This is a genomic window from Candidatus Omnitrophota bacterium (genome assembly GCA_003598025.1).
In the GTDB taxonomy this organism is placed as follows: domain Bacteria; phylum Omnitrophota; class Gorgyraeia; order Gygaellales; family Profunditerraquicolaceae; genus Profunditerraquicola.
The window spans coordinates 237443-254558 of record QZKH01000006.1 but is presented as its reverse complement, the minus strand read 5'-3'; the positions used below and the strand labels follow the sequence as shown (position 1 = coordinate 254558).

The following is a 17116-nucleotide window of genomic DNA, read 5'->3' as shown; positions in this document are numbered from 1 at the left end:
CCAGGTTTTCTATGTTTGTCTGACAGTAAGCCTTTTATCAAACCAGGCTCCGGTTAATATGATCAAACCCATAAATACTATCGTAGTTGTAAAAAGGCTGCCAAGCAAAAACGCCAGTTCTGTTTCGTAATATAAATAGTTTCTCATAAAAACAACCGTAACAGCTGAGCTGAATATATAGTAGCTCTGTGAGAACATCAGGATTAAGGCATAAACAAAGCCCAACAACATCCCTAACAAAAATACCGCTAACAGCATGCCGTAGCTTCCATAATCAATATATAACTGGGGAATATATCCCAATGCTATAGTGGTTTCTCTCTCAAGCCCGGCTACATTAAATCCTGCATATTTTCTGATTAACCAAGAATGTGAACCCAGGCCTTCCTTCTCCGGGAAAAGGATCCGGGGTCTTATCATATGGTTCCAAGCCCTTAAAGTTAATGCGCCGTTTTCATGAGGAATCATATTTGGCACTCTTAATAATACATACGAAAAATATCCCAATGGTGAAGCCAGTCTGATAGCAAGACTATCTGTTGACTTTGCTAAATCAAGTTTCGGAACCGTTTGTACAACTACGGAAGAAAATTCTCTTAATTTATCAACCGGTGTGCCCTTTACCATCCCTGATTTTATAGCCGGCCTCCAAACCGGCTTTATTGCGCCTTCCCATGCCAAGCCAAAGAAATATACAATTATAATAAATATAACCGAAACAACCATTACTTTACGGTCAAACTTTTTTTCTTTTTCAGAAGTCTCATCCCTTTGCCCGCGGCTCAAAAAAGCGATAATCAAAAGAAGGAATATTTCCTTAAAGCCGGAAAAATAAGATATAAATTTGGGCAATAATACATACAAAAAAACGATTACCCCGTATTTAAATCCTTCTCTTTGGTTCAGTATTGCCAAAAGCAGCATAAAAAAGAACAATTCCCTAAAAAGGAAGAGGTTCATAATCAGCTGGGCAGCATTATAGATCATACCCATAGGAAATATCTCCATAAACCAATTTATGGAAAAGAAAAAGATAACTATCCAGAACAACCTCTGTACGGAGTACCGTATATTTAACGCCTCTATTTTTCTCCAATTAAATACTAATCTGGGCTTCAATAAATGCAGTGTAAAACGTATACCCATAACAACACAAATCAAGCCTGCCAACGAAAGTAAAACTGCTTTCTCGATATTTGTCGCAAAAGGAAAAGCCGGATATTCTCCTTTACCGATTTTATAAAAATAACCTATTGTTGCCCAAATCCAGTGTGAAATAAAACAAGCGACCAAAATTGGCGGCTCTCTCCTCCTCCATAGCCAGCCCACACCAAAAAACAATACAAAAGTTGATAACCCAACAAGGAGATTAAAAGAAACTGCTCCGGACACAATGCCGAATACCAATCCTGCTAATGTGAATTTCTTCTGCAGTGGATACAAATTTTCACCGCTTGTAAAATCAGCTGTTTTCTCCTCGATATTAGTGCCGAACATATGCCTATCCTTTGTTATGGGTTGCGCCCAAAGCTTCCAAAAAGCCGATACTTGCTTTTTCTAACGAATAATTTTTTAGTTTGGCGCCTAAAGGCTCTACGAAATTCCTCGCATGATAACAATCTCTGGCCAAACTCATTATTTCACATAAAGAGTCCCTGTCTCCTGCCTTAAAGGTAAAACCGGTAACTCCTTCATCAATAAGGTCAGGTGCACACCCGCACCTATCGCTTACTATCGCAGGTATACCGCAGGCGAAAGCTTCGTTCACAACCAACCCCCACGTTTCGCCAAATATTGACGGCAGAACCAATATATTCGAGCTTTTATATATTGCCGGCATTTTACTCTGGTTGCAAAATCCCAAAAAGTGGATACAGGAGGAATGGCGCTTTGACAAAAGCTCTAACTCTCTCCTTAACGGCCCATCACCCGCTATTATCGCATGAATCTTGTTATCATCTCTCTTATTAATCAATTCCATAAAAGCCATGATAAAATCCTGTGGCCTTTTGCGCTCAAGTAATTTTCCTGCGAATAAAAACACAAACGAATCGTTACTTATTCCTAACTCCCCTCTTAAATCTGCGGCCCTGCCGGAGTCAATTGCCTCTTGCGCTGATCTTGTAAATAATTCATTATCTATAAAATGGGGAGAGAAAAATATCTTCTTCTGATCTACGCCGTAATACAACAGGTATTCTTTATTCAACTTACCTACGTAAAGATAGGCATCTATGAGCGGTAAAAGTATCCTGTAAGGAATAAATCTCGCTATATTGATAATGTGTGACCGGCCAGATATCAGGTTTGAATCACCTCTGATGATTACCGGCACATTATTCTTCTTAGAAGCAATTATCGCCTGTATATAAGCTTTATAATTCCAACCGCAAACCAGGAATGCATCGAATTTGCTTCTTTTAATTATTTCATCTATTTCCGGTGTATCACAGCCAAAAAAACTATTGATACCTGGCTTGCGGGCAATATTATTAAGCCAACGATATTTATAACCATCAAATAAATCAATATCCCATTGGAATTCAGTCTTGAATCCTGAAGAAGCGTTATCAATGCTGCTCTGATTATGGGCATAAAAAACTTCTATATCCAACTGTTTAGAAAGATACCTAAACCATGGGCTGTAATATTGGATCGGATGGCTTAAAATTATGCCTACTTTATATCCCACTATTTATTTATCCTCCAGCTCAAATTCTCTCTGGTGCTCTTCTGCAAATTTCTCGTAACTGAATCTTGAAAGAGAAAGTTTTGCCTGGCGCCCGGCCTCTATCAAACGTTCTTTGTCTTCTAAAAAATATTTTAATCCATTTGCTATCTCCGAGGCAGAGAAATCAATACAAAGCCAGCCATCCTGTTTGTGTGAAATGAGTTCCGGCAGCGCTCCGGAAGGAGTTACCACAGAAGGGATACCCGCGTTTTTAGCTTCAATACAAACAATGCCAAAACCTTCGTGTTGTTCGTATCGGGATGGGCAACAATGTATTGCAGACTGCATAAGAAAAGACTGGACGTCTTCTTGCCACCCTAAGAATCTGACAATATCCTTCAAATACGGCTCGGCTGCCCGTTTCAATAAATCCTCCCTATATCCGACATAGGAAGGAGAAACCCATCCTTCCATCTGGCCGATAATATCAAGAGTAACATTCAAACCCTGTTCTTTTAATAAAATTACGGCATCAAACAAAAGGTCCAAGCCTTTTTCAGGTATGATCTGGCCGACAAATATTATCTTATTGAAATCTTTCTTTGCCGGAGTTAAAACAATGCTCTTCCTCTTCGGCACACAATTATAAATCCTCTTAACCTTATCTTCTTTAATCCCCATTTTTAATACTGCATTTTTTGTATACTCTGAATTACTAAGATAGCGATCAACAAAAGGATTTACCATGAATTGCCATAACTTAGTATAAAATTTACTTCCGCCATAAACAGGCGGATTGGCTATTCTCACTACAATCCTGGCTTTAAAAATACGCAATATAATTATCCCTGGCATATTCCTTAGTAAGCTAATATATTCCGGGATTAAAATATGCGTCGGCCTGAACTTAAGGCTGACAAGTAACAGCAAGATGCTATTTATGATAACATCAAAAAACATATGCATGGCAATCAATATATTTCTAGGCCGGCGCGTAAGTTCTGCTTTATTATATCCTAAAGAATATGGTAAGCCGAGCTCATTTATGGACTCAATAATTACATGGTTCTCCCATGAATTCACAATACAATGGATTATGGCGCCTTTTTCTTTCAGGGCTCTCATAACTTCAAACGTCATCCTTTCTAATCCGCCTTTAAAAACCATATCCCCGCAACAAACTAATACTCTTGGTTTCGGTTTTTTCCCCTTATTTATCATTTTTACCATTTAATATTTCCTTAAATTTCCCGGAGAACCTGGTTATAATATCCTCTGTAGAATAATTTGAAAGGAACTTTTTGCTGACCTCTGTGTTACGACGCTGATTGATTAAACTTATAATTGAATCGGCGATTTTACCGATTTTATTACTTACCGGGTCGTCATCGTCAAAAGTGATAACTTCTCCGGCATCGGCATCTCTTATAACATCAATCCCCGTGCTCATGGAATGCAATAGGCCCAAAACCGGTCTGCCTGAAAGGATTGCCTGAAAGATCTTTGAAGGAGTATAGTGCGGCTCTGAAGAACCTATGATTAAGACTGCAAATGAATATTTTAAGTGATTTAACGTATCTAGATAGGGTATTCTTTCTGGAAATTCATGGACTATATCCAGCAAGTTATAACGCTTTGCAATATTGGATACGGTAAAACTATTGGAATTATTGGGTACCCTCCCTGTGCCTATGCAATCTATACTGATACTGTTAAAAAAAGAAGGGTTGTTCTTTTTTATAAGCAACAGGGCCTCCATAAATGCTTCCAGGGTTGAATATGCATGGGGCAACATAGCCCCCGCATAAACAATATGCAACTTGCCATCGCCAGGATTGAACAAATAAGGTGCCCGAGGGTTATCCTGAAGATATTTAAACTCATTTAAGTCTGCACCGTAAGGAAGTGCCAGGCATTTATCGGGCTTTATCCACTTATAACGATCTAATATACCCTTATAATACCCGGGAGCAACGGAGGTTATAAGGCTCACATTTTTAAGGACAAAAGGCTCAAGCAAAGCTGCGAGTTTACAGGATAGCCACATTTTAAAAAACGATAAGCCAAAATGAGGCAATTTATAAATCCACGGATCAACATAATCAATTATATATGGGATTTTGAATTTGCGGTAAATAAGTGGTCCTAATAAAGCCGAGTAATTAGGAGGGATGATTATCAGCAACAGGCCGATCTCCCCTCTTTTGGCTAAATCACATAGTATACGATAGTGCCACCAGAAAGCCCTTATGCCTATATCACCCATCAGGTGCAACGGTAAGACCGGAAAAGCTTTTGTACGTATAATATCAAGTTCTGGAAAGAGGAGTTTTTCAAGCTCCGGATCCAGCCTCTCTTCATAATGAACAGCTTTTACTGATAAGACTTTTACCTTCCATCCCAGCTTAGACAAGTAATTAGCAAAATAACGGCACCTGTGCCCGACAGTCATATTGCTTGGTGGAAAATGTGGAGCAACAATTATTATATTTTTAGGCATAAGCTCTTAAAATAAAGAATTGACTTTATCCAGCAATTTTCTGCTTTCGTTTTCCCAATTCCATGTATCCCGGGCAGCAGCTAAAGATGCTTCTTTGGCCGACTTAAGCAGTTGGTTATTTAAACACATTTGCTCTAAATATGAAGCCAGGGCCCTATAATCGCCCTGCCTATAGATAAAACCTATATCAGGTGACTTAGAGAATATATATTTCTGCCCCGGAGTATCTGAAGCAGCGATACACAATCCGGAAATCAAATAAATAAATAATTTATTAGGAATTGCTATGCCGCGGTTAAGCGTATCCTGGCAATCCAACGATAATCCCACATCATGCTCAGCAGCCCTGGAAATCAGCTCTGAAGGCGGGACCTGATTATGGAAATAGACCTTCTGCTCAACCCTGCACTCCTTAGCTAAAGATAAAAGAATCTTTTTAGTGCCTTGCGAAACATTGCCTCTGATATGGATCTGTACAGGCTTATTCAACAGGCCTGCCGCTTTTATAGCATCCTGTAATCCCCGGTCTAAACTAATAACATTTGCAAACCAATACAAAGAAAGCGCCTCTCCTCTGCGGTCAATTATCCTGCCGTCTAAATTCTCCCTTTCAGAATAAGGGAAAGCATTATATAAAACAACCGGGGGAGCCAAACTATACTTCTCCGAAAATCCCTGCGCAATCAGATCGGAAGAGGCAGTAAAAAACGAGCATCTTTTTAAATATTTGCTTTCAATAATCCTGATCCTTTCTGTCTGGCGCAACCCCATTGCATTCTTAAGCTGCTCTTCTGTATGCAGATCAGCTATATCGTATCCGAATTTTGCACCGTGGACATAAGCAGCGTTTGCCGCCAATGCTAATCCTGTCGGATAATGGCCTATATATATATCCGCTGATACGGAAATCGCGGATTTAAGCAGCTCATTATATACCCTGCCTTCTGCCTGCTCTGCGAAGCTGTCAAAACTCCAAAAAAAAGAAGGCAAAGTTTTTAAGAATTTAGACCTCAACCTTGATTTCCAAAAAAGCCGCTTTTCCCCTTTTACCGATGGCGACCATCCTATTGTCTTACAATCCCACCTTTTTTCGGCAATTATTTTTTCATCGAATATACGCGGCCCTCTAAGATTCCCCTGTGAAAACACGACATTAACTTTATATCCTGCCTGCACAAGGGAATCTGCTTCCTTTATTACCCTGGGAGCCAAGGAAATATAATCCGGAGTTATGATACAAATCGAGCGGCTCATGGTTATTTATATTTTATTAATTTATTTCGAGACAAATAAAGTAAATTGCCTCGGCCACTTATTAAATACGGGGGCTTCCTCCCAAACATTCCCATTCAACCAAAACAAATTGAAATCATTATCCTTTAAAAGCCTGTACATCCTAAATTTATCAGAATCAGGGTCTTTTGTTAAGAAGCCGGCATGCATTTCGATTATCATAGCCTTTACATATCTGTTTCTTAAAATATTTTTCATGCCTTCTAAAACTTCAAACTCTGCGCCCTCAACGTCAATTTTTACCACATCGGGATGTTTGCCTGTCTTTTCAAAAAAACTATCTAATGTTACTGCCTCTACTTTATAGCAAGTATCTCCGGAGGCTGAAAGTTCAATATGGGCCTGGCCGCTATTAATTGACTGCGCATTCAGGCCGTTAAAAAGAACTGTACTATTTTTGTTATAGGCTGCTTTCTTAACTACATTTATTTTTCCGGAAATGTTTTTATTTAAACCTAAGTTGTACTCCAGGTTCTCCGAATTAATACGCTCCGGTTCGAACGCATATACCTCAAGGCCGTTGCAGGCCATTGCCACAGGTAAACAAATAAGCCCTATCCCTGCGCCGACATCTAAAAACAATTTTGAGTCCCTGCAGAGGTCTATCAGCTTTTTTATTATTTCATTTTCATACTCTCTGACAATATAAACATAATAACCGTTTAAGTCACCAGGATTTACCCTCAAATTCACTCCCTGCCAAAACAGCTCTTCTTGGCGCCATAATAATCTGCTAAAAACTTCCGAGAACCTGCTAAAAGGAATCTTTATCGCTAATCTTTTAAAAGGCCATGGGAATGTCAAAACCAATAGCCTCAGGAATCTGGCAAAAATATAACTTGTAAAACGCCTGAATATTAATTTCATAACCTTAATAGTTCATAATAAAGCTGTTCATATTGACTGACTATTACCGAATCAGAGAAACTATCTTCAATTTTTTTCCTGCATTTTCTTCTGTCGATTAAATTTATATTTCTTATCGCCTCGCACATTTGAGCAACCGTATCACAGGTAAAACCAGTAACCCCGTCATCAATTACCTCTTCGACGGCTCCCCGCCTGAATGCTATGACCGGAGTCCCGCAGGCAAGAGATTCAATCATTACCATGCCGAATGGCTCATCCCATTCTATGGGAAAAAGTAGAGCTTTAGCATTCCTCAGAAGTTCATTTTTCTGGGAATCATCAACCGGGCCGATATACTTGATTTTTTTATTATCGCAAAATGGCTTGATTTTATTCTCAAAATAAATAAGTTCCTTTTCTTTATCAACAAGATTACCGGCTATAATTAACTTTTCTTTACTTTTTAGTGCGGCCTCTATAGCATTATGCGCGCCTTTTATCTGTTCGATCCTGCCCAGAAAGACCAAAGGGCTGTCAGGCTTAACGCAAGGATTAAAATCATACAGTTTCAAAGGTACGCCGTTATAAATGACTCTCCACCTTCCGCCGACAAAATCAGCGGTACCTGCGCAATAACTACTGCAGGCAGTAAATGTCAGGCTCTTGCCTGCAAGCATATTACCCAAACTTATACTGCGAGGTGAAATATGCCGTGAGTAAGACTGTATTTTTGGTATAGCGTTACGCATTAAAAATAATAGGTAGGCCTGTCTGCTAAAACTGTGTATTAAGTCCACATTATTCCTGCTCAGATAATTACGCAATTGTGCTGCATTAATCAAGGTATCAGTAAAAGACAAGCTGCTCTTTCCTCGCCAGGCAATAAGAGTAGTGTTAACCTTTGATGCGGGATTAGCAAACAATAATACCTTGTGACCTTTCTCAAGTAATCCGTTTACCAGCATATCTACTATTCTTTCTATCCCGCCATAATGAATTGGCGGGACGGGAATCTCGGGATCAACGGTAATCGCTATTTTAAGTCTATTCATTTCTTAATATTTTTGCCCATTTGCCAGCTAAAACATAATCTATGAGCAAGCTCTGCTTCGCTTACTCCCTCCAGCATGATAAAACGAGGTTCCTCCATCGTGTCCCCATAGATGCCGGCAAAGCCGCTCTTTGTGGTAAATCCAAAATCGAAATCTTGCTCTTTTAATATTGATACGGATTCCTCTGTGTAATCAAGTTGCGGCCTTCCGTTAGGATAAGCAAATGCCCTTACCTTTTTCTGCACCCACTCTTCAAGCATCAATTTGGCCTCTTTGATTTCTTCGGCCTGCTCTTCTCTGCTTGCCTTTGACAGGATGATATGCCTTGATGTATGGCAACCTAATTCAAACCCCTGTATTGAACTCAACTCTTTGATTTGTCCGGGCGTCATACAGGCGTGAGAATCTAGCAGTTCGGTTTTAAAAGGGCTTTTATGGTAAAGCTCCATTAATGAAGCGGGCTTCATATCTTTTAATTCTGTTATTTTCTTCTCTCCCAAAACACTGGCTAAAGCATCAAACCAAAGATAAGAATTATTTTTAACCGGATAAGTACTGACAAAAAAAACCGCCGGGATATGATATTTCATGAGTATCGGCTTGGCAAGCGTAAAAACATTCCTATACCCGTCATCAAAAGTAAACAAAACCGGCCTACTCGGCAGTTTCTTTTTTTTGTTAACCGCATCCCTCCAGTCATCAAGACTTATAGGATTACAGAACTCAGAAATAAGCCTGCAGTGGGCATCCAATTCTTCTTCTTTTACATGAAGAGCGCTGAAAAAAAATCGGGCTTTTTTCTTGCCTGCCTGCTTTACACCGTGGTAACACAAAACAGCTACCCCCGGGAATTCTGCCTGTTTTAGTATACGGTAATAATACCCGGACTTTAATAAAAACAGCTTTATAAATCTTTTAGTACTTAACATCTGTGTCCTTTGCCGGTATATTGCTCTTAATCAAACGGCTTCCTGCAGAATATGGTTATTAAAACAGGGTACCTGGCATCATTAAAATCTAATTCTTTCTCTTTTAACTCTTCGCTAGACAACCCCAGCATAGAAGCAACCACTGCCAGGCAATTACCGTAACTTTTTAATTCTACATCGCACCCTGCCCAGGCTTTATTTATGATCTCCTTCCACCCGTTAACGCTCAGGCGCCAATAATCCGGTATATCTGGGACCAAAGGGATAAATGCAGAAGCGCTGGCAAGTATAACCCCGCCGGGCCTGACTATCCGCAATGCATTCTTTAAACACTTATGCAGGTCCTGTAAATGATGCAAGGTATTTGGCATGACAAAACAATCATAATAATCATCAGGTATGACATTATCGCATTCTGCCAGATCGCAAAGGTAAGTAGGGTTAAACTCTCTCCTGATATCAACAGTATGTGTTACCGAAATATCCTTGCCGAATCTTAAAGTATATCCGTTGATCTGTATCTCAAGCACTTTACCGGATATATATCTGCTGTTCTCACGGAGGAATTTCTCTAGATAATACCTGTCTATCGGTTTACCTCTATCAAAACCGAAATTACTTGAAAATGGCCTTAGCCTGCGTAAATTACCCCATAATGGCAGGCCCTTTCTTCTCATCAGGCACCTGAATAGAACAATAGAATACGGGCTTAAAAACGGCTTTATCCGCCTAATTATTACGTTTGACATCTTGATATAAATTTAGGTATTGCGATACAACTTCACTCATGTCTCTGACCTTAAAGCAATCTTTCTTCCAACGGCCGATGGTACCAACCGGATCATTTATGACACGGATAATTATATTTGCCAAAGACCTAAAATCACCGGGCGTAATAAGAAACCCGTTAATATCCTGTTTTATTATATCTCTTAAACCTCCGATATTACTGCCGATTACCGGTATACCCCTTGCCTGCGCCTCTATGGCAACAGTCGGCCCGCCTTCAAGGCATAAAGACGGGCAGCATATTAAATCATAGGCGGCAAAAACACTATCAATTTCATCATGATCAACCATCGGTAAAATCTTGACCCTTGGATCATATTTTGATATCTTCTTAATTTTACCTGCAATGCGGCTACAGCTATCATTACCACTCAAACCAACAAAATCTACGCTTACCTGTAATTCTTTTGGTAATACCGAAACAGCTTTGGCTAAGATTAAAACCCCCTTTATTTCTGACAATCTTCCAACATATGCTACCTTTAAAGGTGCATTCCCGGCTAAATTATTATCTGCATTCTTCCGGATATAAACCCGGTCTACTCCTAAAGAGTTCAAAAACAGCTTATCAGCCGGAGCTCCATTTGCTTTAAAAATATCGAGTGACTGCTGGTTAAGAAATACAAACTTATCAACCAGGACAAACAGCTCGTTATTGATGCTTTTATTATAAGAAATAAGGCTGGGTATGCTCAAGGCTGTTCCCAGCGCTCCAGGGACCCTTAAAAACAACCTTCCAAAAGGCGCAGAAACTAAAGTGACCGCATATGCAACGGTTTTAGGTAATCCTCGGCTCTGTAGATAACAGGATGAACACTTAATTACCTCCAGGATGCCGTCGCATAATTGCTTGCCCCATCTAAACAATGTGCCCCGCTGGCATATATACCCGATGGAAGGCAAATGAAAAGTAACTATTATCTTAGCGCCGGCTGATTTAGCAGCCTTGACTTCCGGGAGGCTTAAACCCGTTACAAATGAATGGAAATGTACTATGTCAGGGGATTCTTTTATAAAAAAATTATGCAAAAATCTTGCGCCTACGGGAGAAACTCTGTTTTGATATTCATTACGGCTTAATTTATCATCTACAGGATAGCGGAATACCTTAACTCCATTGTATTTATACTCTCTTGGAGCTAAGCCCCCCGCATAAGGAGCTACAATAATAATTTCATGACCTGCTTTCAACAGTTTTTCTGATATTGAATCTACATATACCTCGGTCCCTCCAATATGATCGGGGAAATACCATCCTATGGCTTGGATTATTTTCATGCTGGGATTATCGCATCCTCCATGCTCTAACAGCAAAACAATAACAAGGTATTGCGGGCTTATAAAAAGGATTATTCACTCTATACCTGGCAAACCGCTCATGGTAATAATAAATATCATCGATATTGCAAACGAAATCCTTTTGACGCAAAAGGCTGATAACATCGGCTGTGTTCTTCTGCGGCAAACTAAATTCATGTAAATCAATAATAATCTTATCCACGTTGGAAAGATGGTCAGAGCAATCATAAAGCACATCCCTCTCCGCACCTTCGATATCTAATTTAAGAAGGTCTATTTTCTGCGCCGCTAATATATCACTGAGCCTCATGCTATCGATATTTATCTTTGGCATAGAATCATCCATAACTACAGAATAAAGTGAACCGGCATCACTGCCTTCCTCACAAAATTCTACCCTCCCATCCTTTACCCACACAGCTTTATTCAATACCTCTATGTCATCAAAGCCGTTAACTGATAGATTCTTTCTTAAAACCTCTGTAATTTTTGGGTCTGCCTCAATTGCGGTAATCCGCGCTCCAGGGTAGAGCATCTTGCAATACAAAGAAAAAATCCCAATATTTGCGCCACAATCCAATACCCTTGGGGAAATATTATTTGACTCAAAAAAGTATTTTTCATACCCAAAAATATAATCCCATTGCGAAACCAAAGATTTAAAATCAAGATAATCAATCCTATAATTCCCCAGCTTTATATTGCCTGCAGCGTGCTTTTTGCAATAACGAGCCCTTTCTTTTAAAAGATTTATACGTAGTTTATTTATTTTCTTAAAAACTCTATACGAGAGATTACCAAGGACCCGGGGGGTGCCGTCGCGATTAATTTTATTCATACTCTAGAATAATATGCAGAAAAAGAATTTCAAAAAAACTTTTGTTCTTCCCAATATTGATAAAATTTACCTTTCTTTTCAAGGAGCTCATTTAAACTCCCCTGTTCGGCAACAATGCCATTTTCAAGGACAATAATCTTATCTACGTTCTTTATTGTTGAAAGGCGGTGAGCGATAATTATCGATGTCCTGTCCTTAACTGCTTCGTTTATAGCCTCCTGGATTAGCTTTTCGTTATTTGTATCCAAAGAGCTTGTGGCTTCATCAAGAATCAGTATTTCTGATTTCTTGAGCAAAGCCCTGGCTATGGCTATCCTCTGCCTCTCTCCTCCGGAAAGCTTGATACCCCTATCACCTATATTGGTCTCAAATCCTGCCGGTAAACTTAAAATAAAATCATAAAGTCTGGCTTTTCTTACAACATCGGCCAACTCGCTTTCAGGCACGTGCCTATCCAAACCATAAAGTATATTATTTCTTATAGTATCATTAAAAAGGAGGGTGATTTGACTCACGAACGCGATATGCTTCCTTAAAGAACTCAGCTTAAACTCTTTTATATCCATTCCGTTAATGAATATTGTATTATCCGGGCAATCATAAAATCTTAAAATAAGATTGACCATTGTCGTCTTGCCTGCGCCACTCGGGCCTACTATGGCAGTACTTCTGCCTTTTTCCAGAGAAATAGAAATGCCTTTTAAGACTTCTGACTCTCTTCCATATGAAAATCTCAAATCCTTGAACTCAATTTTATCAATTAAACCGGGGAAATCAACCTTGCCATCGCGCACAAAATGTTTCTCTTCATCATTAAACATCTTCAATATCTCTTTTATCGGACCTTCCACTTTCGCCAACGTAGCCAAAAGGCTGTTTAAAGAACCAAACATGTGCGCCGAACGCTTTAACAAATATAAATAAACAAGGAACATGGATATCTCTGCGCTCTTCTGCTTTACCACCATAAAGGCTATAACGGAAACCAATAACAGCATAGCCACCAAGAGAATAATTTCCTGTATCGGCGGTATAAGGCTGTATTTTTTATCAATGCTATATTCAAGCCTTGCGATTTCATTGCTGATTCTGTCAAAATCCTTTTTTTCAGCATTTTCTTTTGTGTAGGCCTTAACCAGCGGGATGCAGGAAAGAATGTTATAGATCCTTTTTGAAGCCTCGGCCTGCGAATATGCATAGCGCTCAGAAGTATGCCTTATCTTTTTAATTATATTTTTCAGAAAATAGTTAAGGACAGGAAAAATTATTATAATCAGTAAAGTGATTTTCCAGGAAGTATAGAACATGACTCCAAGATAAACAATAAGGATAAAGAAAAAACCAAAAAACTGCTGGAACTCGCTTAATTGCAGGGCAACAATATTTGTAAAAGTCATAAGAACGCTGTTTAAATGTCCGACGTTATTTTTGTCAAAAAACAGATTACCAAAACTCATGTATCTGCTGAAAATATATTTTCTAAGGTTGTTTGAGAACTTCCTCACTTGGAAAGATGTAGAGATATAAGCAAAATATTGCAATATGTTCTTTATAACTGATGTGGAAAAAATCACTGCAAGCAATATGATGAAAATATGCGAGTTGGTCAAAACAACTGTCTTGGGAAGGTACCTGCCTATGATTTTAAAAAACCATATTTCTTTAGCGAAACTGAAATCCATCTTTACTATGCCTTTTACAAAAGGCATAAGTAAAACGACGCTAATCCCTTCAAAAAATGACGCCAGCAAAGAAAGGACGGCAGGATAAGAGAAATCCACAAGGCTTATATTAACGGTTTTAAGGAACCTTCTTAATCTTGCGTTATTTTTTATAAGCCTTTTTATTGCTGATAAATTAATCATTATTTATTTGCGTTCTTATAATCGTAAATTAATTAAAAGGGACTGATTTTGTATTATTATAGCTTGCCAACTGTATGTTTACTATATAAATTTTCTATAATCCTGCCTATTCTTCCGGTAAAAACATTATAGCCGAATTCGTTTTTTACTTCTTTATTTAAGTAATTAGGGCTGAGGAGGTTAGGTGCTATCTCTTGCCTAACAACCCTGCTTATTGCTTTTGAAATCTCAATATGATCATAAGGGTTGACGAGCTGGCCTAAAGCTCCGCGCATTAAAGCTTCTACTGAGCCATCGGCATTACCCGCAATCACCGGCTTGCCGCAAGCAAGGGCCTCTAAAAAGACTATTCCAAACCCTTCAGCTTTGCTAGGCATAACAAAAATATCACTTAATCTATAATAATCTAAAGCTTGTTTTTCGCTTGAAATATATCCTGCCAATATCACTGCGTCTTTAAGCCCTTCTTCTTCGATCAAAGAGGCTATCCTGCCTGAATCATCTCCTGAGCCGGCAATAATATATTTCATCCCGGGATAATCTTTGCGTAGTAAACCTAAAGCCTTGATAACCTCATCATAACCTTTATATTTCTCTTTAGCGGATAGTCTGGCTATAGTCAATAGCACTATATCTGTATCGCGGATATTATGCTTATCCATTAAATATGCTGGTTTTGGCCCGGGTTTAAATATATGCTCATCAAAAGTAGGTTCAACAATATGAACCCGGCTTTCTGCAAGAAACTTTGAGTTATCCATGAGCATCTTTTTTGTGAAATTACTCAAAGAAATTATGTTTTCAGAACCGGCAAGCCCTCTTAGTTTCAGCTTATCGATTCTTTTTACTTCAATACCATAAATTATCGTAAAGTACCTTATGCCAAATAGCTTTTTTATTAATAAAGCTAACGGAGCCAAATTTAGGTGCCCGCATATTATTAGAGACGGCCTGAATCTTAGCGCCTCGATAATACTTCTCAGAATAAAACTCGGCTTTCTAAAAAATCTGCATCTTGATGAATAAAAAAACGGATACTCGCTCTTATTATGACGGGTATCCGTATTATCGTTTAATGAAATCACAGCTATTTCATGTTTTAAAGATAAAAGTGCTTTTATGAAACTATTGCAGTAAGCCTGTATCCCTCCTCTCCCTGAAGTTAAATCGGGGATTAATAACAGTATTTTCATTACGCTGCCTTTCTATGTATGACAATAATAGCCCAGATTGCTGCCCATAGCTGATTATTTTTGCGGAACCTATTCCAAAGCCTTAAGGAAAAGGCATTCTTGATACCCACGGCCCTGGCTGAATCAAAAAATAAATCTCTACCCTTCTGGCTTTTTAACCATTCATTCATCGGGAAAACAAAACCTTGCTTTTTCCTGGAAATAAGCTCTTGCGGAAGCAGGCCTTTAACTAAATTTGCCAATAGGGGCTTGGGTAAAAGCTTATCTACTTTTAATCCGGGGTCCACGGACATAACAAACTCAATCAGCTTATGGTCTAAATAAGGCACTCTGGTTTCTATGGAATGGTACATGCTCATTACATCCATATCTTTTAATAATTGATTCTTTAGATACATATTTATCTCCATAGAAGAAAGCCAATTGATGTTTGGGGACATTCCAAAGGGCAGATCTTGAGAATATCTGCCAATAATGTTACGCAGGCTTTCTCTGGAAACCCCCAGTATATCAATTATCTCTTTAAAGTTTAAAATAGCCCTTAAAGACAAATAGCTGCTTAGCCCGGACCGTTCTCCAAGATAAGACAACTTTCTAAATTTATTTTCTAAACCCTCAAATAGAGAAAACGGCTTATGCCAAACTTCTGATAACCGGCTTAAAAACTTAAGAGTATCTACCTTCCCGAAATAATCATAACCGCAAAAAACTTCATCTGCGCCTGCGCCAGACAAAACTACTTTTAAACCAGAGTTTTTAGCGGCAAGAGAGACAAAAAAGGTATTAATTCCATCGATAGATGGCTGATCCATCGCCTTAAAAATATTATCCATTTCATCATAGAAGCCATTTTCAGTTATCTTATATTCATTATGAATAGTATTGAATTTATCTGCGACTAATTTTTGATAGTAGCCCTCTGAATATTCTTTCTCGTCAAAAACTAGCGATACGGTAGAAATAGCGCCTCTTCTATTCAAGCTAGAGAAAGCCACTAATGCGGATGAATCAATCCCCCCGCTTAAGAATATCCCTAAAGGAACATCGCTTAAGAGATGGATATTAGCAGCCTCTTCTAACGCCTTTTGCAGGCTTTTTTTGACCATCGCCGCATCCCTCAATCGCTCCGATTCTGATACTGCCTTACCGAGGTCGTAATATTTGGTCAGTCTCGGACCTTCTTTACTGATAGTTAAATAGCTTCCGGCTTCTAAAGCTAAGACATCCTTAAGGATAGTGTAGGGTTCCGGAATATGGCCGAAAATCAAAAGTGTGCTTCTTGATGCGCGCTCATGCTCAAGCTCAACTAATCCGTTATTCTTAATAGAATCAACCGTAGAAGAAAAAAGAATCAAGTTATTATTTAAATAATAATAAAGCGGCTTAATCCCAAACCTGTCACGCGCAAGGATCAGCTTATCCCTGCCGGAGCTGCTATCAAATATCGCCAGAGCAAACATGCCCCTAAGGCTATGCAGCAGCTTTTCTATTCCCCATTCCTGGTAGCCCTGTATTATAACTTCCGTATCAGAATTAGATAAGAAATCCCTGCCTAAAGATTGTAATTGACGGCGAAGTTCAGGATAATTATATATCTCTCCGTTATAAACTATTTTTACTTTTCCGTCACGGCTGGACATTGGCTGGTGCCCGGCGCTGCTTAAGTCTATTACCGATAAACGGGTATGCACAAAACAAATCCCTTTGTTATGGTCTATAAAAAAACCGTTATCATCAGGCCCCCTATTGTGTAAAGAGCTGCTGAAACGGTTAATAAAGTTATCGCCTACTCTGCTAAAAGGCTCAAAATTAAAGATTCCGGCTATACCGCACATAAA

Annotated in this window: 14 protein-coding genes; all 14 read right to left on the bottom strand. The window is 38.9% G+C overall.

Annotated elements, in window-relative coordinates; all coding sequences use genetic code 11:
* Positions 1 to 9 precede the first annotated feature (9 nt).
* Genes C4533_06560 through asnB form a run of 14 tightly spaced genes read right to left on the bottom strand, consistent with a single transcriptional unit; the run spans position 10 to position 17113 of the window.
* Positions 10 to 1497, bottom strand: a complete 1488-nt coding sequence (locus C4533_06560; protein ID RJP28130.1) for a hypothetical protein — start codon at positions 1495 to 1497, stop codon at positions 10 to 12.
* Positions 1498 to 1501: 4 nt separating this feature from the next.
* Positions 1502 to 2695, bottom strand: coding sequence for a glycosyltransferase (locus tag C4533_06555; GenBank protein ID RJP28129.1), 1194 nt, complete (start codon positions 2693 to 2695; stop codon positions 1502 to 1504).
* Positions 2696 to 3901 (bottom strand): glycosyltransferase family 1 protein, encoded by a 1206-nt coding sequence (locus C4533_06550; protein ID RJP28128.1) that lies wholly within the window; start codon positions 3899 to 3901, stop codon positions 2696 to 2698.
* Complete coding sequence (locus tag C4533_06545) at positions 3882 to 5171, bottom strand: hypothetical protein (GenBank protein RJP28127.1); 1290 nt, start codon at positions 5169 to 5171, stop codon at positions 3882 to 3884. Before C4533_06545 ends, C4533_06550 begins: the two co-directional genes overlap by 20 nt.
* 6 nt (positions 5172 to 5177) lie before the next feature.
* Positions 5178 to 6425 carry a hypothetical protein gene (locus C4533_06540; GenBank protein ID RJP28126.1) on the bottom strand — a complete coding sequence of 416 codons (1248 nt, stop codon included), beginning with the start codon at positions 6423 to 6425 and terminating at the stop codon, positions 5178 to 5180.
* A 21-nt stretch (positions 6426 to 6446) separates the two neighbouring features.
* Complete coding sequence (locus tag C4533_06535) at positions 6447 to 7331, bottom strand: FkbM family methyltransferase (GenBank protein RJP28125.1); 885 nt, start codon at positions 7329 to 7331, stop codon at positions 6447 to 6449.
* Positions 7328 to 8365, bottom strand: a complete 1038-nt coding sequence (locus C4533_06530) for a glycosyltransferase family 4 protein (GenBank protein ID RJP28124.1) — start codon at positions 8363 to 8365, stop codon at positions 7328 to 7330. Before C4533_06530 ends, C4533_06535 begins: the two co-directional genes overlap by 4 nt.
* A complete protein-coding gene (locus C4533_06525; GenBank protein RJP28123.1) occupies positions 8362 to 9294 on the bottom strand; it encodes a polysaccharide deacetylase family protein in 933 nt (310 codons plus the stop codon). Before C4533_06525 ends, C4533_06530 begins: the two co-directional genes overlap by 4 nt.
* 26 nt (positions 9295 to 9320) lie before the next feature.
* A complete protein-coding gene (locus C4533_06520; GenBank protein RJP28122.1) occupies positions 9321 to 10043 on the bottom strand; it encodes a methyltransferase domain-containing protein in 723 nt (240 codons plus the stop codon).
* Positions 10024 to 11361 (bottom strand): glycosyltransferase, encoded by a 1338-nt coding sequence (locus C4533_06515; GenBank protein ID RJP28121.1) that lies wholly within the window; start codon positions 11359 to 11361, stop codon positions 10024 to 10026. The genes C4533_06520 and C4533_06515 overlap by 20 nt, the downstream gene beginning before the upstream one ends.
* A gap of 7 nt (positions 11362 to 11368) precedes the next feature.
* The gene (locus tag C4533_06510; GenBank protein RJP28120.1) at positions 11369 to 12220 is read right to left on the bottom strand and encodes an FkbM family methyltransferase; all 852 of its coding nucleotides are present in this window, start codon (positions 12218 to 12220) and stop codon (positions 11369 to 11371) included.
* A 29-nt stretch (positions 12221 to 12249) separates the two neighbouring features.
* Positions 12250 to 14085 (bottom strand): ABC transporter ATP-binding protein, encoded by a 1836-nt coding sequence (locus C4533_06505; protein ID RJP28119.1) that lies wholly within the window; start codon positions 14083 to 14085, stop codon positions 12250 to 12252.
* A gap of 56 nt (positions 14086 to 14141) precedes the next feature.
* The gene (locus C4533_06500) at positions 14142 to 15278 is read right to left on the bottom strand and encodes a glycosyltransferase family 1 protein (protein RJP28118.1); all 1137 of its coding nucleotides are present in this window, start codon (positions 15276 to 15278) and stop codon (positions 14142 to 14144) included.
* A complete protein-coding gene (gene asnB, locus C4533_06495) occupies positions 15278 to 17113 on the bottom strand; it encodes an asparagine synthase (glutamine-hydrolyzing) (GenBank protein ID RJP28117.1) in 1836 nt (611 codons plus the stop codon). Before asnB ends, C4533_06500 begins: the two co-directional genes overlap by 1 nt.
* Positions 17114 to 17116 lie beyond the last annotated feature (3 nt).